Annotated in this window: 16 protein-coding genes; 4 read left to right on the top strand and 12 right to left on the bottom strand. The window is 71.4% G+C overall.

The window, feature by feature from the left end; all coding sequences use genetic code 11:
• Window positions 1-6: 6 nt before the first annotated feature.
• From ACFSVL_RS09370 to ACFSVL_RS09330, 9 genes are all read right to left on the bottom strand, one after another.
• Window positions 7-1,230: a DUF6236 family protein gene (locus ACFSVL_RS09370; protein WP_378302474.1), complete on the bottom strand. Its 1,224-nt coding sequence runs from the start codon at window positions 1,228-1,230 to the stop codon at window positions 7-9.
• Window positions 1,231-1,274: 44 nt separating this feature from the next.
• Window positions 1,275-2,720 (bottom strand): hypothetical protein, encoded by a 1,446-nt coding sequence (locus ACFSVL_RS09365; protein WP_378302472.1) that lies wholly within the window; start codon window positions 2,718-2,720, stop codon window positions 1,275-1,277.
• 239 nt (window positions 2,721-2,959) lie between these two features.
• Window positions 2,960-3,931, bottom strand: coding sequence for an alpha/beta hydrolase (locus tag ACFSVL_RS09360; protein WP_378302470.1), 972 nt, complete (start codon window positions 3,929-3,931; stop codon window positions 2,960-2,962).
• Between the two features lie 147 nt (window positions 3,932-4,078).
• Complete coding sequence (locus ACFSVL_RS09355) at window positions 4,079-4,960, bottom strand: acyl-CoA dehydrogenase family protein (RefSeq protein ID WP_378302468.1); 882 nt, start codon at window positions 4,958-4,960, stop codon at window positions 4,079-4,081.
• The gene (locus tag ACFSVL_RS09350; protein WP_378302466.1) at window positions 4,960-6,027 is read right to left on the bottom strand and encodes an acyl-CoA dehydrogenase family protein; all 1,068 of its coding nucleotides are present in this window, start codon (window positions 6,025-6,027) and stop codon (window positions 4,960-4,962) included. Before ACFSVL_RS09350 ends, ACFSVL_RS09355 begins: the two co-directional genes overlap by 1 nt.
• A gap of 5 nt (window positions 6,028-6,032) precedes the next feature.
• Window positions 6,033-6,821: an enoyl-CoA hydratase/isomerase family protein gene (locus ACFSVL_RS09345; protein ID WP_378302464.1), complete on the bottom strand. Its 789-nt coding sequence runs from the start codon at window positions 6,819-6,821 to the stop codon at window positions 6,033-6,035.
• Window positions 6,821-7,552: an enoyl-CoA hydratase family protein gene (locus tag ACFSVL_RS09340; protein ID WP_378302462.1), complete on the bottom strand. Its 732-nt coding sequence runs from the start codon at window positions 7,550-7,552 to the stop codon at window positions 6,821-6,823. Before ACFSVL_RS09340 ends, ACFSVL_RS09345 begins: the two co-directional genes overlap by 1 nt.
• Window positions 7,549-8,823: an MFS transporter gene (locus tag ACFSVL_RS09335; protein WP_378302460.1), complete on the bottom strand. Its 1,275-nt coding sequence runs from the start codon at window positions 8,821-8,823 to the stop codon at window positions 7,549-7,551. Before ACFSVL_RS09335 ends, ACFSVL_RS09340 begins: the two co-directional genes overlap by 4 nt.
• Before the next feature lie 44 nt (window positions 8,824-8,867).
• Window positions 8,868-10,043, bottom strand: coding sequence for a CaiB/BaiF CoA transferase family protein (locus tag ACFSVL_RS09330; protein ID WP_378302458.1), 1,176 nt, complete (start codon window positions 10,041-10,043; stop codon window positions 8,868-8,870).
• 98 nt (window positions 10,044-10,141) lie between these two features.
• Between ACFSVL_RS09330 and ACFSVL_RS09325 the strand changes: the two genes are divergently transcribed.
• A complete protein-coding gene (locus ACFSVL_RS09325) occupies window positions 10,142-11,050 on the top strand; it encodes a LysR family transcriptional regulator (RefSeq protein WP_378302456.1) in 909 nt (302 codons plus the stop codon).
• 123 nt (window positions 11,051-11,173) lie between these two features.
• Here the strand turns inward: ACFSVL_RS09325 and ACFSVL_RS09320 are convergent, their stop codons facing one another.
• Complete coding sequence (locus ACFSVL_RS09320; RefSeq protein ID WP_378303157.1) at window positions 11,174-11,998, bottom strand: DUF72 domain-containing protein; 825 nt, start codon at window positions 11,996-11,998, stop codon at window positions 11,174-11,176.
• A gap of 151 nt (window positions 11,999-12,149) precedes the next feature.
• Here ACFSVL_RS09320 and ACFSVL_RS09315 point away from each other — a divergent pair, with 151 nt between their 5' ends.
• On the top strand, window positions 12,150-13,397 hold the full coding sequence (locus ACFSVL_RS09315; protein WP_378302454.1) for a PucR family transcriptional regulator: 1,248 nt from the start codon (window positions 12,150-12,152) through the stop codon (window positions 13,395-13,397).
• Between the two features lie 163 nt (window positions 13,398-13,560).
• Here the strand turns inward: ACFSVL_RS09315 and ACFSVL_RS09310 are convergent, their stop codons facing one another.
• Both ACFSVL_RS09310 and ACFSVL_RS09305 read right to left on the bottom strand, forming a co-directional pair.
• Window positions 13,561-14,844 (bottom strand): NAD(P)/FAD-dependent oxidoreductase, encoded by a 1,284-nt coding sequence (locus ACFSVL_RS09310; RefSeq protein ID WP_378302452.1) that lies wholly within the window; start codon window positions 14,842-14,844, stop codon window positions 13,561-13,563.
• 105 nt (window positions 14,845-14,949) lie between these two features.
• Complete coding sequence (locus ACFSVL_RS09305; protein WP_378302450.1) at window positions 14,950-16,251, bottom strand: MFS transporter; 1,302 nt, start codon at window positions 16,249-16,251, stop codon at window positions 14,950-14,952.
• A 169-nt stretch (window positions 16,252-16,420) separates the two neighbouring features.
• Between ACFSVL_RS09305 and ACFSVL_RS09300 the strand changes: the two genes are divergently transcribed.
• Both ACFSVL_RS09300 and ACFSVL_RS09295 read left to right on the top strand, forming a co-directional pair.
• Window positions 16,421-18,718 carry a S9 family peptidase gene (locus ACFSVL_RS09300; RefSeq protein ID WP_378302449.1) on the top strand — a complete coding sequence of 766 codons (2,298 nt, stop codon included), beginning with the start codon at window positions 16,421-16,423 and terminating at the stop codon, window positions 18,716-18,718.
• Complete coding sequence (locus ACFSVL_RS09295; protein WP_378302447.1) at window positions 18,715-20,364, top strand: gamma-glutamyltransferase; 1,650 nt, start codon at window positions 18,715-18,717, stop codon at window positions 20,362-20,364. Before ACFSVL_RS09300 ends, ACFSVL_RS09295 begins: the two co-directional genes overlap by 4 nt.
• Window positions 20,365-20,567 lie beyond the last annotated feature (203 nt).

Below are 20,567 nucleotides of genomic sequence, written 5' to 3'. Positions count from 1 at the left end.
TCCCCGTCAGCGGATCCGGTCGGCCACCCGGCGAAACGCCCGGCGGGCTCCGGCCACGGCCTCCCCCGGGGTCAGCTCCTTCTTGAGCGCGAGAAGGTAGCCCGTCGGATGGCCATCGGCGACCTTCGCCCGCTGGGAGAACGCGCTGGCCGCCGCTCCGGCGAGACATCCGGCCGCGGCGCCGGCGACGGTGATCGAGCCGGGCAGCCCCGCCGCGGTCATCAGGGACGCGAGCAGCGCGGGCGGGGTGAGCGTCTGCGCGCTGAGCACCGCGCGCACCGGCTGCAGGCCCAGCCGGCGGATCTCGCGTTCGGCGGTCTCGGTCCGGCGCTTCACCTCGGCCTGGACCAGCGAGCCCAGCCGGGCCTCCCGGACCGCCGGATCCGGCGTGGCGGCCACCTCGGCGAACGTGCCGGCCAGCGAATCGAGGAATGCCCGGTACTCGATCAGGGACGGGAGGAGCCGTTCGCGCGCCTCGATCACGCGGGACACGGGCACGTGCTCCAGCCCGCCCGGGAGCACGGTCTCCAGGGCCAGGATGGTGAAGGCCTGTTCGACGTCGGGATCGTCCCGAGGGAGCCGGGGATCGTTGTCCAGCAGCACCTCCGCGAGCGCGTCGATCGTCCATCCGGTGACCGCCACCTGCGCGGCCGGCCGGTCGGTCACGGTGGCCATCCGGTTCCGCTCGGCGATGTCTCCGGCGAGCACGGCCAGGTACACCGCCCACAGGGTGCGATGCATGCCCATCGCGACGGTGACCCGCTCCTCGCCGCCCGGCGGGCGTAAGACGTACTCGTGCGCGACGAGCAGCCCCGCGTCGCGCAGCCGGCGGGTGAGTTCCACGGACATCTTGGTCGGCGCGATCCGCATCAGCTTCGGATGCAGGTCGCCGGCGTCGATCGGCTCGGCGCTCACCTGCCGGTCCGGCGGGAGTTCGACCCCCGTCGCGCGCAGGCCGTAGCGGGGCAGCAGTTCGTCGAGGTGCGCGTCGAGGAACCGGTACATCAGGTCGTCGATGCGGTCGGACCCGTTGGGGTTCAGCCCCGGATCGACGTCGACGATGAAGTCCGTGCTGTCCCGAAGCGCCCGTTCGGTGTCCGAGGGCTGGAGGAAATACGGGGAGGAAGCCGGGAGCAGCCGCGCGACGTTCGGCCAGTGCAGGGCCGCGGCCTTCAGCCACGTCTCGTCGCGGAAGTGGGTGTACGGGTGATACAACGCGATGTCGCTCACCGGAACAGTCTGCTCCATCCGCTGCGCGAGCGGAGCCGGGTTTTTCAGCCTTGACAGCCAGCCGGAACGCAGTCGTCCGGATGGTTGCCCGCGATGGTGTCGTGATCCAGCTGCACCGTGTTGCCGGTGCCGAGGTGCATCCCGCCGCCCCTGGCCGCGGTGTTCCCGGTGATGGCGCTGTCGGCCAGGGTGTGCGCCACGACGTCCTGGACGCTGGACACCGCGAGGCCGCCGCCGCTGCCGCCCGCGCGGTTGCCGGCGATCCGGGCTCCGGTGATCCGGAAGTGCGCGGACGGGCGCTTGCGCATGCTGTGCAGCCCGACGCCGCCGCCGTCCTGCCCGCTCACATTGCGGGTGATCAGGCCGCCGGTGACGGTCAGCTCCCCGGTGTGGTCGTAAACCCCGCCGCCGGAGCCCGGGATTCCCGGCCGGACGGCCCCCGGCGACCCGGTGCGGTTGTCGGCGATCTCGGTGCTGTCGAGGGCCGCCGCGCCCGCGCCGGTCCAGATCCCGCCCCCGTTGCCGGCGTTTCCGTCGTCACCGCGAGTGGCCCCGGAGCCGCCCGCCCCCGCGCCGCCGGAACTGTTGTGGCACACCGTGCTGGCGGCAAACGTGGTGTCGCCCGCGACGTACGCGCCGCCGCCGTTTCCGCCCGGACCGCCATGCCCGGCGGCTCCGCTGGGAGCACTCCCGGCCGGCCCGCCGATGCCGCCGTCGCCCGCGCTGTTGCGGCACACGGAACTGTCGAGGACGGTGGTGCTGCGGGTGCTCCAGATCCCGCCGCCGTGGCCGCCGTGCGCCCAGTTGTCGCCCTCGGTGCCCGGGGCGGTCGTGCTGTCTCCGCCGCGACCGGTCCGGTTCCCGGTGACCGCGCTGTGCTTGACCGTCAAAGTGCCTTGGCGGACGGCGATTCCCCCGCCGTTGCCGCCGGAACCGGGGAAGCCGTCCGTGCCGACCCGCGCCCAGGGACCGCCGCTACCGGTGGCGTTGCTGCTGACGGTGCTGTCGGTGATCGACAGTGCGCCGCCTTCGCTGAACACGCCGCCCCCGGAGCCGCCGTCGGTACCGGGCGGACCGTCGCCGGTGGAATTGCCGGTGACCGTCACGCGGGTCAGGGTCAGGGTGCCGGTATTGAGAATGCCGCCACCGTCTTCGCCTGGCGCGGAATGGCCGCCGAGGACGGAAAGATCGGAAATCGAAACTCCGGCGGCTTCGGTACGCAGAATTCGGAATGGCGCGGTGGTTTGCGTGCGGGCGAGTGTGGCGTGGTGACCGTTGACGGTGGTGGGGGCGGTGATCGCGGGGAGCGCCGTGGTGAGCTGGTAGGTGCAGCTTTCGGCGAGGTCGATCGTGGTGCCCGGATGCGCGTTGGCAGCCGAGACGGCGGTGGTGAGGCTCGCCTCGTCGCATCGGACTGGGGCCGCGGCGGCCCCGGATATCGGCAGCATCCCGGCGGTGAGCACAGTCGAACTCAGCACGACCATCAGCACGGCTTATCCCCTTTTCCCGCGAAAACCGACGGCGTCGAGTTCACCATGAATGCCGAATGAGGAAAGGGGTTCGGCGGGGATTTGGGCCGAGTGGCGGACGGAAACGGTCGCGGTTCGCTGGGGGTTTCGTTGTCCGCGATCAGGTCCGCTAATGGCCGGGCCGGAGGTGGTGCGTTCCCGAAGGGGCAAGCCCATCCGCCGAACGGTCCCCGCTCGCGGCAGCTTGCCCCTCCCGGCTGTTACCTCACCGCACGGTCCAGCAACCGCTGAAGCCAACCGTCCCGGGCCGCCACGCAAGCCTCGGCCAGTGCCGATCCCGGGGCCAAATCGTAAAACCCATGGAACGCCCCGCCCCAAACATGCAGTTCGGCCTCCCCGCCCGCCGCCCAGATCCGGCTGGCGAACGCGACGTCCTCGTCCCGGAACACCTCCGCCGCGCCGACGTCGATGAACGTCGGCGGCAGCCCGCTCAGGTCCGTCGCCCGGGCCGCTGCCGCATAAGGAGAGACGTCGGCTGTTCCCCGGCGGTCGCCGAGGACGGCCGCCCAGGCGGTGCGGTTGCTGGTCCGGTCCCAGACTCCGACGCCGTCGTACTGGCGGGACGACACCGTCTCATCGCGGTCGTCGATCATCGGGCATTGCAGCAGCAGCCCGAGCAGCGCCGGGCCGCCGCGGTCGCGGGCCAGCAGGGCGGTTCCGGCGGCCAGTCCTCCCCCGCCGCTGCCGCCGAACAGCACCAGGCGGGCGGGGTCGAATCCCAGCAGGTCCGCGTTGCGGGAAGTCCATCGCAGGCCCGCGTAGCAGTCCTCGACCGGTACGGGATCGGGGTGTTCCGGGGCCAGCCGGAATTCCGCGGTGACGGCGACCGCGTCGTGTTTCAGGACCCAGTCGATCAGCGGGCCCGCGGCGGCGAACCGGTTTCCCATGACCATTCCGCCGCCGTGGAGGTGGTAGATCCCGGGGCCGGGAGCCTCGTGGTCCCGGCGCGAAAGGACGGAGACCTCGATCGCCGCGTCCCGGTAGCCGGTGATCATGTGATGCGTGCAGACGACCGGGCGGTCGCCGATTTGTTCTTCGATACTCGGGAAAGGCAGCTTCCGGTACCGCTCCAGCCGGTCGGCGGTCATGCCGAGCGGCACCCGGCCGTTGAGTGCGGGCAGCACCTCGGCGAGTTCCGGGTCGAACGGCGGACGCGGCAGTTCCTGCGTCATGAATGCTCCTGGAAGTCATCGTCCCCTTCGGACACGCCAAAGGGGAATACGGTGGGAGAAAAGCGAAAGCCAGGGCATTCGTCGGCCGGTACGCCGCCGAAGACCCGGCGGCTAGCTTCGGTCCACCTCGATGAGCATGCCGCGAGATTAACACGTCCCCGGAGCGGTCAGCGACCAGAGCGCGGCCTCGTCCACGGGGACCGCGTCCAGGCCGTCGTCGCCCCACCGTGCGCCCTCGTCGCAGTCCGCCCACAGCAGTCGGGTCCGCCAGTGCAGCGCAGCCTCGTACGTCACGCCCATCGCGCCGTGCAGCTGGTGTGCGGTCTGGGCGATCCGCGGGACCACCGCCGCGGCGACCTCCCTGGCGGTGGCCAGTGCGAAGGCGAGCGGGACGGGGTCGCCGAAAAGGCGGAGCCTCGCCTCGCGGGTGATCGTTTCCAGCTGCCGGACATCGACTTTCAGCTCTCCCAGCATGGTCCGCACCGCCGGGATAGCGGTCAGCGGCTTGCCGAACTGGACGCGTTCGGCGACATAACGGCGGGCTTCCGCGACCGCGCCCTGCGCCGCGCCGAGCATCTCCTGGAACCGGAGCACTTCGGACAGCGCGGCGAGCCGCAGCGGGATCTCCGTCGGCGGTGCCAGGCAATACGGCCGGTCCGCGAAATCCCGTCCAGCCTGCTCCGACGCGTCGACGGAGACGAGAACGTCCGCGATCGGCGCCCAGATCCCTTGCGCGGCAGCGTGTACGCCTATGGCGTCCACTGTGGACAAAGGACCGGCCGCGACCCGGGCGACCAGCGTCTGGCGGAGCGGGAGCGCGAACCCGCCGCGGCCGAGAGCGGTGACCGCCCCGCAGGCGGCGTCCACGAGGTCCCGTTCCGGCGAGTCGGCACGGAGGTCGTCCAGGATGGTGGTCCAGCCGAGCCGGGCGGCGGTCCGCCAGTGCTCGCGCGGGTCGCCGGGCCGGTCCCAGCCCCCGATCACCTCGCTGACCGAGGCGTCCAGGTCGGTTTCCAGAGTGTTCGTCATCAGTTGTCCCTAGCGATCATCGACAGCATGACTTGGGCGGCTCCGCCCCGGATGCCCGAGGCGGGCGAGGCGGCGAGCGCCTGGTCGTAGAGCGCGCGGACCGCCGGAGCGGCTCGCGGCATGAGCGGCCGCGCCCACTCGATGACGCTCTGCTCGAACTGGTGGCCGAGGTACTTGCTCGTCGCGGCGGGCACGACCGGGGAACCGCCGTCGTCGAGCACCTGCGCGGTCTCCCGCACCCAGGCGCGCAGGATCTGCAGCCGCGCGGCCAGCGCACGCAGCTCGCGCCGCGCGGTGCCGTCCGCGAGTCCCGCGTCGAGCACGGCGGACAGCAGCGGATAGGTCGAGAGGAACCGCTCCGGGCCGCCGCGCTCGAACGCGAGCTGGCCGACGACCTGCCGCCAGCCCTCGCCGACCTGCCCGATCGCCCATCGGCCCGGGACCGGCACCTCGTCCAGGACAACCTCGTTGAAGTGGTGTTCGCCGCGCAGGTCCACGATCGGCGTGACGGTGATTCCCGGCGAGTCCATCGCGACGACGAACTCCGTCAGCCCGTCGTGGCGGTCGGCTTCGCGCGAGGTGCGCGCCAGGACGTACAGGTGGCTGGCCCGGTGCGCCCCGCTGGTCCAGATCTTGCGGCCGGTGATGCGCCAGCCGTCGCCGTCCCGGACGGCCGACGTGCGCAGCGAAGCCAGGTCCGAACCGGCGTCCGGTTCGCTCATCCCCAGCGCGAAGGTGTACTCCGCGCGGGCCAGCGGCGGGCAGAATTCCTCTTGCAGCGCAGGGGTTCCGTGCCGGAGCAGGGTCGGGCCGATCTGCCGTTCGCCCACCCAGTGCGCGGCCAGCGGCGCCCCGGCGCGCAGCAGTTCCTCGGTGACGACGAGCCGGTCGACAGCCGTCCCGCCACCGCCGCCGAGGTGCTTCGGCCAGGAAACCGCCAGCAGTCCGGCCGCCGCGAGTGCACGGCTGAAGCTCAGGTCGTACGAGCCCGCCCAGGAATCGCAGCGCGGGGTGAACGGGTGGGCGGCGAGGAAATCCCGCACCCGGCGGCGAAGGTCTTCGGTCATCTGGCTCACTCCCCGGTGTAGTGCGGCGGACGCTTGCCGACAAACGCCGCGAGCGCTTCGGCGGAATCGGCGGTCGCCTGAACGACGGCTTGGTGCGAGGCGATCAAGTCCAGCGACGTCCGCAGGTCCGTGTACTCGCCCGCCTGCACCGCGCGCTTGATCAGCCCGACCGCGACCGGCGGCTGCGAAGCCAGGGTCCCGGCGAATTCGCGGGCCCGCGCCAGGAGCTGGTCCGGCGGGCAGATTTCGTCCGCCAGCCCCCAGGCCAGCGCCTGGTCCGCGGCCACGAACTCGCCCGTCCACAACAGCCGCAGCGCGCGTGACCGGCCCACGATCCGCGGCAGGTAATGGCAGCCGCCGTCGCCGGGAACGAGGCCGACCCGCACGTATCCTTCGGAAAACCGCGCGCGTTCGGAGGCGATCCGGTAGTCGCACATCAGGGCCATGTCCATGCCCGCGCCGACCGCCGCGCCGTTGACCGCGGCGATCAGCGGCTTGGCGAGGTCCTCGGCGGCTCTGGCCACTGGGTGCACGTGGTCGGTCATCAGCCGCCTGCTGCCCAGCGGCGTCCGCTTCTCGCCGAGATCGCCCAGATCGGCGCCCGCACAGAAGGCGTCGCCGGTGCCGGTGACGACGACGGCGCGGACCTGGTCGTCGTCCTGGAAAGCGCGGTACGCCTCGGCCCAGACGCGCAGCATTTCGCCGGTGAAAGCGTTCTTCTGCCTTGGCCGGTCCAGGACGAGCCAGCCGATGTGGTCCTCGACGCGGATGTCGAGGCCGGGTACGGAGGTCATCACGACTCCTTTTCTCTAGTGAAACGGCGGTCCAGAAAGGACGCGATCCCTTCCTTGGCTTCGGCGCTGTCGCCGAGCCTCGCGGCGAGCGCGGCCAGCTCGCTCGCGTGGGTGCCGAAGAACTGTCGCGCGGCCGTGGTGGTCAGGTGCTTGGCGGCGGCGAGCGCACCGGGAGCGGCGGAGCGCAGGCCGGCGAGGATCGGTTCGAGGGCCTGGTCGACGTCGTCGGCGGCGAGGGTGATCAGGCCGATGCGGGCGGCCTCGGCGCTGTCGAACCGTTCCCCGGTGAGGTAGTAGCGGGAGGCGGCCCGCGAATCGAGGCGAGGGAGCACGGAAGTCGACAAAACGGCCGGGGCGAGTCCGATGCGCACCTCGGTGAACGCGAAGCTCGCGGCCGGGCTCGCGACGACGATGTCGCACGCGCCGAGCAGCCCGAGCCCGCCCGCCCGGGCATGGCCGGTCACGCGGGCGACCACCGGTTTCGGCGTTTCGACGACGGTGCGCAGCAGGCTGACCAGCTGCTCGGCGGTGAGGCCGGTGCCCGCGCGGGCCTCGGCCAGGTCGAGGCCGGAACAGAACGTGTCGCCGGTGTGCGTGAGCAGCACCGCCCGGACCGCCGGATCCTCGGCAGCGCGGTTCAGGTGCGCGGTGAGTTCGTTGACCAGCCCGACCGACAACGCGTTGCGGTTGTGTGGCGAATCAAGGGTGAAGGCGGCGATTCCGGGGGTCATGCGACGCTCTCCGCGACCGGGGCGAACGCGGGCAGCCGCCGCCGGTCTCGTTCCGGATTGATCAGCGCGGTGCCCACGACCGCCCCGGCCAGCAACAGCGCGCCGCACACCGCGAACCCCGCCGCATAACCGTTTTCCGCGGTGAGGAACCTGCCCATCACCAGCGGCGCGAACACGCCGGCCGAGGTGGCGACGGCGGTCGTCGCGGCGGTCACGGCGAGGCGGCGTTCCGGCGGAACCAGCTCGCCGATGAGCAGCCACACCATCGGATAGAACGCGCTCGGCAGGCCGAACGCGAGCGTGATCAGCACAAGGGCCGCGCCCTTTCCCGTGTGCGGAAAGAGAATCATCGCGGTGCCGGACACGGCGAGCAGCACCATCCCGGGCAGGCAGTAGGCGCGCCGGCTGCCCACTCCCCTGCGCCGCCACCTTGTCGACACCGCACCCATCACCACGATCACGACGGTCGCGAGCAACGACGGCAGCGCGGAGAGAGTGCCCGCCTGCTGATGCCCGATCCCGAGCCCGGACGCCAGGTAACGGGGCAGGAAACCCAACGCGGTGGTGGTCGCCCAGAAGGCGACGAAACCGGCGAGGACCGCACCAAGCACCGTTCCCGAGCGGAAAAACGCCCGATACGGCACCGGCTCACGGCGGGCAGACGGCACGGTGGACTTCGCGTACGGGCCGTCGTTCGCGAACAGCAGCCACGCCGCCGCCCACACCACCGAAAGCGCGAACAGGACGCCGAATGCGGTCCGGTAGCCGAAATCCGCGATGATCCAGCTGAGCAGCGGTGCGCTCGCCACGACGCCGAGTGTCGGTCCAATGTGGACCAATGCGTTCGGGAGGGCCCGGTCGCGGGCGAGGAACCAGCCGTAGACGGTGTGCGTCGCGGCGGGCACCGCGGGTCCCTCCGCCGCGCCGAGCGCGATCCGCGACGCGACCAGCGCGCCGAAACCGAGCCCGGCCGCCATGGGCAACGCGGTCAATCCCCACACGAGGGCGAGCACGACCATGACCCGCGTCGTGCGGCGCTTCGCGGCGGCGAACCCGACGACGATGCCGGAAACGCTGAACAGGAAATAGAAACAGGACTGGACGAAGGCGTACTGCTCCTCGCCGAGGCCGAGGTCTTTCATGATCGGCTCGGCGGCGAGCCCGACGACGGTCTTGTCCGCGTAGTTGATCAGCAGGAACAGCAGCACGAGCGCGGTGACGGTCCACGCGCGCCCGGCGCTCGGGCGCGGCGGGACGGGATGGTCGGACATGGGTTCTCCTCGGGACGACGACGTTGTCGCTGGGGCAGGCCTGGTCAGCCGAGCCGGGCCGGGTCGAAGCCCGCCTCGGCCAGCACCTCCGCGGTGTCCGCGCCGACCGGCGGGAACTGCCGGTAGATCCCGGGCGGGGTGCGGGAATAGCGCACCGGCGGGGCCACGAGCCGGCACGCGCCCTCGGTCGGATGCTGGACCGTCCGGACGAGACCGCCTTGCCGCGCGTACTCGCTCTCGGCCGCTTCCTGCAGGCTGTACACCGGATGCGCGGGGATGCTGATGCGGTCGCAGAACTCCTGCCACTGCGCGGAAGTGAACTGCGGGGTGAGTTCGCGGACCTGGCCGTACAGCTCGTCGGCGTGCGCGACGCGAGCGGGCATCGTCGCGAAACGCGGGTCGGCGGCGAGTTCGGGACGGCCCGCACGGGCGAAGAAATCGCGCCAGTTGCGGTCGTTGTAGGGCAGGATGCACATCCACCCGTCGGCGGTGCGACACGCGCGACGCTGCTTGCTCAGGACACGCGGGTAGCCGTAGCCGGGCTCCTCCGCCGGTTCCAGCGAGGCGCCGGCGAGGTGCTCGACGAGGTTGAACGCGATCATGGTGTCGGCCATCGGCACCTCGACGTGCTGGCCCTCGCCGGTCCGGTCGCGATGGCGCAGCGCGGCCAGCACGGACTGGACGATGAACAGGCCGCACACCTTGTCCGCCAGCACGGTCGGCACGTAGTAGGCCTCGCCGGTGACCTGCTCGTTCAGCCAGACCAGCCCGGAGGCGGCCTGGAGGATGTCGTCGTAGGCGGCGTTGTCGCCGAGTGCGGAGTCGCTGCGGAAGCCCTGCGCGTTCGCGTAGACGAGCCGGGGGTAGGCGGGCGCCAGGTCCTCGTAGCCCAGCCCGAGCCTGCGCAGCGCGCCGGGCCGGATGTTGGTGATGAACGCGTCGGCGGTGGCCAGCAGCGCGAGCAGTGCGTCCCGTCCGGCCGCGGCCTTGAGGTCGAGGCACACGCTGCGCTTGTTGCGGTTGAAGTTCAGCGCCGCGCCCGCCATCCCGGGGTGCCGGCGCGGTTCGAAGTGCCGGGTCGGGTCGCCGCCCGGCGCCTCGACCTTGACCACGTCCGCGCCGAGGTCGGCCAGCTGCGCGCCCGCGTACGGGCCCATGATCACGGTCGCCAGCTCGACGACCCGCACTCCGGTCAGCGGGCCAGTGGGTGTCCCGTCCACCTCGCACCTCCTGTTTGTCCTCGGCTGCCCCTCAGTCAAATCGAGGTCATTCATCTACCGCCAATACTTCTTGGCCGGGTATCCATATGCTGTTCCATATGGATCTGACGACTCGCCTGCTGGAGCAGTTCGTCGTGCTCGCCGAGGAGGAGCACTTCGGACGGGCCGCCGAACGTCTCTCGATGAGCCAGCCGCCGCTGAGCCAGGCGATCCAGCGCCTCGAGCGCGCCCTCGGCGTGCGGCTGCTGGAGCGCAGCACCCGCGCCGTGCGGCTGACCGCGGCCGGCTCCGCGTTCGCCCTCGACGCCCGGCACCTGCTCGAAGCGCAGCAGGCCGCCGTGGGCCGCGCGCGGCGCATCGCCGACGGCACCGAGGGCGAGCTGCACCTCGGCTTCATCAGCGGGATCTCCTACACGTTCCTGCCGCGCGTGCTCCGGCTGGCCCGCGACCGGTTTCCCGGGCTGCGCCTGCACCTGCACCAGAGCACGTCGGCGGAGCTGGCCTCGATGGTCCGCTCCGGCAGGCTCGACCTCGCCTTCGTCCGCGGCCCGCTCGCCGACCCGGACGGCCTCGACCTGCGCACGGTCGCGGACGAACGGCTCGCCGTCGCCCTGCCCGCCGGGCATCCGCTCGCGGAGCGTCCTTCCCTGCGGCTGGCCGACCTCGCCGCCGAGAACTTCGCGCTGCCCTCGCTGAGCGCGCTGGCCGGGCTCGCCGAACAGGTCGCCGCCGCCTGCCGCGCCGCCGGTTTCGCCCCGCGCGACGGCGCCCGCGCGGACAGCCTGCCCGGCCTGATCAGCCACGTCGCGGCGGGGACGTGCGTGTGCCTGGTGCCCGAACAGGTGCCTTCCGGGGCGCTGCCCGGGGTGGAGTTCCGGGTGCTCGAAACCCCGCGGCGCCCCGCCGACGGCGCGGACAACCTGACGCTGACCGTCGTCGCGGCCACCCGCGCCGGGCACCGGGACCCCGCCGTAGAACGGGTCGTGTCCCTGGTGCACGGTCCGTGAAGGACTCCTTGCGGGAATCTGGTTCTAAGGCGGCGCTGCGGGTGCCGTCGAGGCTCGTGGGGTCGTCCGTGAGGGGAACCCTGACGGACTCTGATTCCCTCAGGGTTCCCCTCACGGACCTGCTCAGAACAGGGTCGCGGGCTCCACCGGCTCCGGCTCGGGCAGCGGTTCCAGCCCGGACGCCAGCGCCCGCACCTCGTCGTGGAAGCGCCGGGCGAGCGCGGGAGCCTCGTCGTTGTCCGGAGTGTGCAGGAAGACCGTCGGCGTCCGGCCCTCGCGCACCCACTCCGCGGCCACCGCGACCCACGGCTGCCACCCCGCCACGGTCTCCTCGACCGAATCCCGGCCGAGGTACCGGACGATCGGCCGTCCGGTCAGCGCCCGCGTCCGCCGGGGCAGCCGGGGTTTCTTGGCCCAGGCGTCCTGCTCGGCCTCGCTGGTCGGCGGGCTTTGGAAGAAGACGGTGGTGTCGAAGGGCACCCACTCCGCGTCCGCGGCGGCGAGCGTTCCCTCCAGCAGAGACGTCGCGCGCGCGTCAGTGAAGAACTCGGGGTGCCGCACCTCGACCGCGCGCTGCCGGTCGGCCGGGAGGCGGCGCAGGAAGCGGCCGAGCACCTCGACGTCGGACGGCCCGAACGAGCCGGGCAGCTGCGTCCACAGGACCGCGCGCTCGCCGAGGGGTTCGATCGCGTCCAGGAACGCGCGCATCTCGGTCTCGACGCCGACGAACCGGCGCTCGTGCGTGACGGCCTTGGGCACCTTGACCACGAACCGGAACCCGGGGCCGGTCTGCTCCGCCCATGTCTCGACGGTGGCCCGGGAGGGAGTCGCGTAGAAGGTGGTGTTGCCTTCGACCGCGTTGCACCAGCCCGCGTAGGCGCGCAGGCGTTCCTTCGCCGGCAGCGATTGCGGCAGGAACCGCCCGGGCCACGCTTTGTGGGTCCACATCGCGCAGCCGACGTGAAGACGTGCCATCCGTCAGCTCCCCTCGGGTCGCGAACGAGTCTTTCACAAAGCCCGCCGCGACTGGCTTTGCCGCCGTCCGGATGGTTTCGTGGCGGGAGACCTCCCGGGCAAGGCCGGGCGGAAGGGAGCGGCAGTGGCCGACGACGATCTGCAGTCCATAGTGGACGAACTCGCCGAACGGCTGGAACAGTCGGTAGCGATCGACGATCCGGCGATCCGGCTGCTGGCCGCCAGCAGGCACTTCGGCGACGAGGACCCGGTGCGGGTGAGTTCGGTGCTCAACCGCTCGATCCCGGCGGAGATCTCCGATCCGATTTTCGCACAGGGCATCGCGAGCTGGACCGAGCCGGGCGTCGTCGACCTCGCCGGGACCGCGGGCGCGCTGCCGCGGCTGTGCGCGCCGGTGCGCTGCGAGGGGCTGCTGCTCGGCTATCTGTGGCTGATCGACAAGGAAGGCGGGTTCCGCGAGGAGGAGTTCGCCGCGGCGGCGGAGGCTGCGCGGCGGGCGGGCACGATCCTGTACCGGCGGTTGCTGCTGCACCAGCGGTCGCAGGCCCGGCACGAGGCGATCCTGCGGGAACTGGTGTCGCCGGACCCGTTGATCCGGGCGCAAGCCGTCGAAGACCTCCGCGCCGAGGAGCTGTTTCCCGAGGCAGCCGTGCGGTTCACCGTGGTGGCGGTGCACTGCCGCACCGGCGGGGCCACTCCCCCGCCGCAGGAAGTCGCGCTCGAAGCGGCGGCGGAGGAAGGCCTGCGCGCGGTGTCGCCGGACGTCGCGCTGATGGCCGCGAGCCGCGCCCGGGCATGGATCCTTCTCGCACAACACCAACCGCCCACGCGGCAGGCCCTCGCCGCCGTCGCCGACCGGATCCGCGCCCGGTTCGCCCGCCTCGCACCCGCTGGGCCGGCCCCGGTGCTCGGCATCGGCACGACCGTCGAGCGGCTGGACCAGGTCACCGACTCCTACCGGCACGCGTCGCTGGCCGCCCGCGCGGCGCTGCTCGTGCCGAGTGTCGGCGAGGTCGCGCACTGGAACGAACTGGGACCGTACGGCCTGCTGCTGAAGCTGTCCGCCGACGACCTCGACGGCGCGGCCCAGGTGCCCGCGCTCGCCGCGCTGGAGCGGGAGGACAGCCACCACGTGCTCGCGGAAACCCTGGAAACGTTCTTCGACCACGGCGGCAACATCCGCCGCACGGCCGAGCTCCTGAAGATCCACCGGGCCACGCTGTACCAGCGGCTGAAGCGGATCGAGCAGGTCACCGGCCGCACCCTGGACAACGGCGACGACCGGCTGACCCTGCACCTGGGCCTCAAGCTCCGCGCGTTGTCGGCCGGGTTGCGGGAGCACCTGGACGGGCCGCCTCCTTCCGGTCCGTGAAGGGAGCCCTGCGGCAGTCAGGGTCAACGCCTGCCGACCGTCCACAAAGGACGTTAATGCTGTCGAAATGCCCGATTGACGCCGCCGTGGCCGAGTGGGCAAGTCTGTGAGGGCCGCCCTGAGGGACTCTGATTCCCTCAGGGTGGCCCTCACGGACCGCACCTCAGCCCATCACCGTGCCAGAACTGCCCACATTCGGGCTCCGCCGCCGGGAAAACGCCCCGAGATCGATCTTCGCCCCCGTATGCGGAGCGAGAAACCGCACCGGATCCGCATCATGGTCGGCGCCGTTCTCCACCTGCTCGATCAGCGCAGTCAGCAGACGCCCCACCACCGGCGCGTTCTTGAACTGGTTGCCGCTCGTGCCGATCGCCACGTAAAAACCCGCCAGGTCGGTGCGGTCGTAGATCGGGGTCCAGTCGTCGGCGACGTCGTACACCCCGGCCACGCCGCGGGCGCGGTTCGGCACGGCCAGGTCGGGCAGCCGCCGCGCCGCGCGGGTCACCTGGGCTTCGAACACCGCCATCGTCGGATGCGGGGCGGCGTCGTCCGGGTCGTCGAGCCACTGGAACGGGTCGCATTCCGGTTCCGTGCCGCCGATCAGCAGGCCGCCGCCGACCTCGCCGCGGAAGTAGGTGCCGAGGTCCATGTCGGCGACCGCCGGTCCCGCGTAACCCGCCGGGGCGGCCACGTGCGCGACCTCCTGGCGCATCGGCCGCACGTTCACCGCGAAGTCCGCGCCCACGCCCGCCAGCCGGTTCAGCGCGCTGGACCACGGGCCGGCCGCGTTCACGACCACGTCGCACGCAATCCGGGTGCCGTCGGCCAGCCCCACCGAGGCGACGCGTCCGCCCTTCGCCGACACCGACGTGACCTGGCTGCGGAAGCGGAACTCCGCGCCGTACGCGGCCGCGGCGGTCGCGAGGTTCACTGCGGCCAGCGCGGGGTCGGTGACGTAGCCGGCGTCCGGCGTGTACACCGCGCCGAGCGTGGTTTCGGCGTCGTCCCAGAAGCGGCTGTCCGCGATCGGCTTCGGCGGCCAGTAGCGGCCGGTATCGATGCCCGGGACACGAGCCGCGAGGGTCGCGCTGTCCCATTCTTCGTACGGCACCCCGGCTTCGTCGAACAGCGGCAGCCACGACGCGCGCGGGGCCGCTTCGACGTCCAGCATCACCAGCCCGCTCTTCTCGAACCGCGCCAGCTCGCCGACGTCGCGTCCGAGGTGCCCGGCCCAGTCCAGCCAGCCGTAGTGCGCCTCCCACGCCGCCGCGACCCCGGCCGCGGTCGAGAAGTTGTACCGGACCACCGCGCTCGACGCCGAGGTCGAGCCCTGCCCAGGTCCGGCGGCGCGGTCCAGCACGGTCACCCGGTGCCCGCCCCTAGCCAGTTCCAGCGCGATCGACGACCCGATCACCCCGGCGCCGACCACCACGATCTCCGTGCCCATGTAGTGCCTTCCTCCCGTGTTTCCCCAAGTTTTCCGGCTGCCCGCGCCCTCCGGCAGCAGGCAGCCGTCACCATTTCCCCGCGCTGGCAACGACATCTGTCGCCATCAGGAGCGCAGATCGGCGCCCCGTGTCTCCGGGATCCGCAACAACAGCGGCAGCGCAAGCAACGCCACCACGCTGGCGTAAAACGCCGGAGCGAGCAGGCTTCCGGTCCCCTCCACCAGCAATTGGCTCACCAATGGCGCGGTGCCGCCGAAAACCGCGTACGCCAGGTTGTAAGGCAACGCCATGCCGCTGAACCGGACCTGCGTCGGGTACATCTCCAGCACCGACAGCGCACCCATGCTCAGCAACGACACCGCGAACAAGAACACGAGCAGCGCGCCCAGCACCGCGACCACATTCCCGGTGCCGATCAGCAGATACGCCGGAACGACGAGCAGCACCGCGGCCAGCGCGCCGATCCGGATCTGGACCCGGCGGCCGTGCCGGTCGGCGAGAATCGCCAGCCACAGCCCGGCCGGGATGGTGAGGATGTTCAGCGCGGTCGTCAGCCAGAGCACCGTCGACGGCGAGAAGCCGGTCGCTTCGACGAGGTAAGTAGGCAAGTACCCGAGGAAAGTGTGGGTGAAGAGGCCGAGCACGGCGAAGTAGGCGAACAGGATCCCGAGCGTGCGCCAGTGCCCGCGCAGCAGCTCCCGGAACGGCCGGGCCGGCTGCTGCGTCCGCGCCATCGCCTGGAACACCGGCGTTTCGTCCACGCGCAGCCGCAGGAGCAGCCCGGCCACCGCGATCACGCCGCCGATCAGGAACGGCCAGCGCCAGCCGCCGGTCTGGAACCCGTCGCCGGTCAGGGAACGGAACAGCAGCACGACGCCGGTCGCCCCGATCGCGCCGAGCCAGGTCGACGACCCGACCAGCGCCAGGTACCAGGCGCGGCGGTGGTCCGGCGCGTGCTCGACGCTGAACGTCATCGCGCCGGTGTACTCGCCGCCGGCGGAAAACCCTTGCACCAGACGGCAGGCCAGCAGCAGGACCGGCGCGAGGACGCCGACCGACGACCAGCCGGGCAGCAGCCCGATCGCCGCGGTCGCGCCGCCCATCACGAGGATCGACAGCCCGAGCGCCGTGCGCCGCCCGCGCCGGTCCCCGATCCGGCCGAACACCACCGCGCCGAGCGGACGGGCCACGAACGCGACGCCGTACACGGCGAACGCGCCCAGCAGGGCGGCGACCTGGTTGCCGGACGGGAAGAACGTGGCGGCGATCGCCGAGGCGGCGTAGCCGTAGAGGGTGAAGTCGAACCATTCGACGAAATTGCCGACGGACGAAGCGAACAGGACGGACCGGGCGGACGAACGGTGCTTCGTCCGCCCGGCTGGCACTGCCGGTGCGGGATGGTTCATGACGCCTCCTTGGACTCCGGCCAGGCCATCGAGTGTCACCGACCGCCCCGGCTCGTCCCTATCGACGAATGTCGCGTCGTCCGCCGTCCCGCCGTCGACGATTGCCGGTGGTCTTCGTCTCCCGGGCGCAGCACAGTAAAGGATCCAGGCCCTTCTACCGGAGGTGACGATGTCGTCCCAGCCGTCCCAGTCCGAGCGGTATCAGAAGGCGCACGCCCTCGTCCCCGAGCGGCTGCCCGGGCTGATGCGCAACCACGCGGTCGTGCCGCAGTGGACCGGCGAAGGCGACCAGTTCTGGTACCGCCGGGACGCGGACGGCGGCGGTCACGAGTACGTCCTCGTCGACCCGGACGGCCAGCGCCGCGAGCCGCTCTTCGACCCGGCCGAGATCACCGCCCGGCTGGCCGCGGTCCTCCCCGGCCCAGTCGATCTCGATGCCACTCCCGTAGGGAGACATGAGCGCGAGGGAGACACCGTCCGAATAGGACTCATCGACGGCCGCACCGCGGTGCTCAGCCCGTCCGGCGACACCGCCGTCCCCGGCCCGGACCCCGCCGCGCTGCCGGGACCGGACGGCAAGGCGGCGTTGTTCCTGCGCGACCACAATCTCTGGTCCCGCGAGATAGCCACCGGCATGGAACACCCGCTCACCACCGACGGCGAGCCGTTCTTCGCCTGGGGCGCGATGCCTGACTACACCCGCGCGATGCTGCCGCTCGCGATCGCCGACCGGCCGCTGCCGCCCGCGCTGGCCTGCTTCTCCCCGTCCGGCCGGTTCGTGCTGGCGGTCCGGCTGGACGAACGCGCCATGCCGGAGCACCCGTTCGTCGACCAGCTCCCGCCTGACCAGGCGCGGCCCCGGCTGCGGCCGTTCCGCTACCACCACGAGGACGAAACCCCTTCGGGCAGCCCGGAATTGGCGTTCATCGACCGGGAAACCGGTGCGCGCACCGTGGTCGCCGCCGACGACGGCCTGCTCGCGAGCTTCGCCAGCAACGGCCCCAGCACCGTCGCCTGGGCCCCCGGCGAGACTGCGGTGTACCTGTTCTCGCACACCACCGGGGCACGCACCGCGTCGCTGGTCCGCGTCGACGTCCAGACCGGCGAACGAACCGCGGTGCTGTCCGAAACCGCCGAGCCGATCTACGAACCCAACACCCACCTCTACAGCCTGCCGCTGATCCGGGTCCTGCCCGAGTCGGACGAGGTCGTCTGGTTCTCCCAATCCGATGGCTGGGGACACCTCTACCGGCACGACCTCGCCACCGGCGCGCGGCTGAACGCGATCACGACCGGCAACCTCGCCATCCGGGACATCCTGCGCGTCGACCCGCAGCGCCGCGAGATCGTGTTCGTCGCCGGCTGCGGAGACGACGGCGAAAACCCCTACTGGCGCAAGGTCTACCGGGCCGGCCTCGACGGCGGCGGCCAGACCCTGCTGACCCCCGAGCCAGCCGACCACGAGCTGATCGCGCCCGCCCCGCAGTTCTTCGCGGCGATCTTCGGCGGCGCCGCGACCAGCTCGATCAGCCCCAGCGGACGCTGGTTCGTCGACCGGATGTCCACTGTGGACACCCCGCCGGAGATCCTGCTGCGCGACGCCCGCACCGGCGCGGTGGCCGAAACCCTGGAACGCACCGACGTCCGCGACCTGCTCGACGCCGGATACCCCGTCCCGCGCCAGTTCCGGGTCACCGCCGGCGACACCGACCTCTGGGGCCTCATCACCCTTCCGGACGACATACAGCCGGGCGAGCGGGTCCCGGTGATCGACCTGATGTACGCGGGCTTCCAGGTGGTCCTGCAGCCGCCGGGCTGGCTGAGCGGAGGCGGCAACGCCGCTTGGTCGCAGGTGGGCGCGGCGTACGCGGCGCTCGGCTTCGCCACGATCGTCATGGACGGCCGCGGCACTCCCGGCCGCGACCGCGGCTTCCGGCAATGGACGCACAACGCGCCCGCCGAACCGCGCGGCCTCGACGACCACGTGACCGTGCTGCGCAAGCTCGCCGAGCAGTACCCGCTGGACCTGGACCGCGTCGGCGTCACCGGGCATTCCTACGGCGGCTACAACTCCGTGCGGTCGATGCTGTACTTCCCCGATTTCTTCAAGGTCGCGGTCAGCTCCTGCGGCGTGCACGACGCGCTCAAAATGCCGAAGGGCAGCTGGGACTGGTTCCTCGGCAGCGGCCCGCACGACCCCGCCGCGCTGCGCGACCTCGGCAACCTGCACCTCGCCGACCGGCTCCGGGGCAAGCTGCTGCTGCTCACCGCCGACCACGATGCCAACGCCACCATGGACCACACCTTCGCGCTCATCCGCGCGCTGATCGAGGCGGACCGCCCGTTCGACCTGAAAGTCTGGCCCGGCGGCGACCACTACAACGGGACGAACCGCTACGCCCGCACCGTCATGTGGGACTACTTCACCGAGCACCTGCTGAACCGCACCGATCAAGGAGGATCATGACCGTGAACGAACTGGGCCGGGTCGGCCCGAAAACGCCGGTCACCGGCAACCGCGCGGTCGCGTCGAGCCAGCACACCGTCGTCACCGAGACGATGCTCGACACGATGCGCGCCGGCGGCAACGCGGTCGACGCGGCGATCGCCGGCTGCCTCGTGCAAGCGGTCGTCCAGCAGGACATGACCAACCACACCGGCACCGTGACCGCGCTCGTGTACGACGCCGAGTCCGGCCAGGTCGCCGAACTCAACAGCATGGGCACGATCATCCCCGGGCTCGCGCCGTTCGCCCCGGTCCCCGCGGGCAAAGGCTTCTACGCGCAGGTGCCCGGCTCGCCACGGGCGGTCGTCCCCGGGTTCATGCCCGGGATGAAGGCGCTCTACGAACGGTTCGCCACGCAGCCGTGGGAAAAGCTGTGCGCGCCCGCCGTCCGGTGGGCCGAGGAGGGCCACATCGTCACGTCGTTCGAGCACCTGGTGATCGCGCAGACGGTCGACTTCTTCCTGTTCACCGAGTCCGGCCGGAAGCATTTCACGCCGGGCGGGCACCTTCCGCAGGCAGGCGACCGCTGGGCGTCCGCCGAACTCGCCGAGACCATGCGCAACCTCGCCGCCGAGGGACCGGACTATTTCCTCGCCGGCAAATGGGCCCAGGACTTCGTGGCACGCGGGAACGAACTCGGCTGGCCGGTGAAACTCGAGCACCTGACCGCGATCGCGCCGCGCTGGTCGTCCGGGCATCGCTGGGAGCACAAGGGAAACACCGTCGTCCAGCAGTCCGCGCCGGAACGGCAGGGCATCTACTGCCAGATCGTGCTCGGCATCCTGGAGGAACTCGACGTCCCGTCGATCGGCCACTGGTCGGACAACGCGGAGTCCCTGTACTACCTCGCGCACGCACTCCGCCGCGCCGCCCACGAAACCGGGCTGCTCAACGATCCGCTGGTGTTCGAGGACCCGACCGAAGCGCTCACCGCGAAGGAACTCATCAAGGGTTTCGCGGCGATCCTCCGCAACGCCAAGGCAAAGATCGACCTGACCGAACACGTGAAGCTCACCCGGGGCGTGCCCGCGATGGCCGCGTCGGGCGCGGCGAAGCAGCCCGCGGGCAGCTGCGAGCTGGCCATCGTGGACGAGCGGGGCAACTGGGTGCAGATGATGAACACCCTGCAGAGCGGCGGAATCCCGGGCGAGGTCGTCGGCGGCATCCCGATGGTCGGCAGCCACTGGATGAACGGCCTCGACTCGCCGTTCGAAGGCTGGGTCACCGGCGGCGGCCGCATGCGGTCCACGCTGTCGAACACGATGGTGCTGCGCGACGGGAAACCGTGGCTGTCGCTGGGTTCGCCGGGCAACGTGCACTGCACGGTGCCGCAGGTGCTGTCGAACATCCTCGACTTCGGCATGGACCCGTACTCGGCCGACGACGCGCCCCGCTGCCTGCCGTACCAGCCGGACCACACGATCTCGGTGGAAGCGCGGCTCGCGCCCGGGGTGAGCGAGGGGCTGGCGAAGCTCGGCGTCCTGACGAACCCGTTGCCGGAGTACGACTATCACATGGGCACCTACCAGACGGCGTGGCGGGAGAAGGACGGGACGCTCAGCGCGTGCACCGGTCCTCGCCGCGAAGGCCGGGCCAACGGGTACTGACTGGCAATGCCAGGGACCTAAGCCGGGCGGCCTCAGCTTGCTGACCGTCCATAATGGACACCCGCGCCAGCAAAATGCCCTATTAACGCCAGTATGCCCGTTTCTTCAAGTCCGTGAGGGGGCCCCTGAGGGAATCAGATAGGGCTTTGTCAGGGAGTGGTGGGTGGTGTGATGTGATCTTGTGTTGTGGATCTTGGTCGGGT

The sequence above is a fragment of the Amycolatopsis silviterrae genome, from assembly GCF_042684085.1.
GTDB classification, from domain to species: Bacteria; Actinomycetota; Actinomycetes; order Mycobacteriales; family Pseudonocardiaceae; genus Amycolatopsis; species Amycolatopsis silviterrae.
Note: the sequence above shows the minus strand (reverse complement) of the source record. Positions and strands in the feature narration are given on the sequence as shown.